The organism is Mesorhizobium sp. M7A.F.Ca.US.014.04.1.1 (genome assembly GCF_003998745.1).
Taxonomy (GTDB): Bacteria; Pseudomonadota; Alphaproteobacteria; order Rhizobiales; family Rhizobiaceae; genus Mesorhizobium; species Mesorhizobium ciceri.
Genome location: NZ_RZRW01001164.1, coordinates 1 through 939 on the forward strand (window position 1 = coordinate 1; position 939 = coordinate 939).

Genomic DNA, 939 nt, shown 5'->3' on the forward strand with positions numbered 1-939 from the left:
CTGTTCGACCCCGAGGTCGACAACAAGGACAAAACGCTTTCGGAGCTGATCCGCGCCGTTGCTGTCGCCGGCTTTGCGGCGGGCAACATCATGCTGCTTTCAGTGTCGGTCTGGTCTGGCGCCGAAGGCGCAACGCGGGACCTGTTTCATTGGCTCTCGGCGCTGATCGCGATCCCGGCACTTGCCTTCGCGGGCGGCATCTTCTTCCGCTCGGCCTGGAACGCGCTGCGTCACGGCCGCATGAACATGGACGTGCCGATCGCGGTCGGGGTGTCCCTCGCCTACGCCATGAGCCTCTACGAGACGATCAACCATGGCGACCACGCCTATTTCGATGCGTCGGTGTCGCTGCTGTTCTTCCTGTTGATCGGCCGCACGTTGGATCACGTGATGCGCGAACGTGCCCGGACCGCCGTGAAAGGCCTGTCCCAGTTGGCCGTACGTGGCGCCATGGTGCTGCGCGGCGACGGCGCACGCGACTATCTGCCGGTTGGCGAGATCGAACCCGGCATGCTGCTGTTGATCGCAGCCGGTGAAAGGATACCCGTTGACGGCAAGGTCTCTCGAGGGACGTCGGACCTGGACTGTTCGCTTGTCTCGGGCGAGAGCACGCCCCGAAGCGTAGCGCCAGGCGAAGCCGTACAGGCTGGAGTCCTCAACCTGACCGGCCCGCTGACGATTGAGGCGACAGCCGCCGCGAAAGATTCGTTTCTGGCGGAAATGGTTCGGCTCATGGAAGCCGCTGAGGGCGGTCGCGCGCATTATCGCCGGATCGCCGATCGCGTTTCAGCGCTCTATGCTCCGGTGGTTCATCTCACCGCCTTCGTGACTTTCCTTGGCTGGATGGCGGCGACGGGCGACTGGCACCGGGCGACAACCATCGCCATTGCCGTTCTGATCATCACCTGCCCGTGCGCGCTCGGCCTCGCCGTGCCGATC

General features: G+C 64.4%; 1 protein-coding gene. It reads left to right on the forward strand.

The features are described 5' to 3' along the window. The coding region (locus EOA22_RS35310) for an HAD-IC family P-type ATPase (protein WP_164756255.1) at positions 1-939 on the forward strand (939 nt) is incomplete at both ends.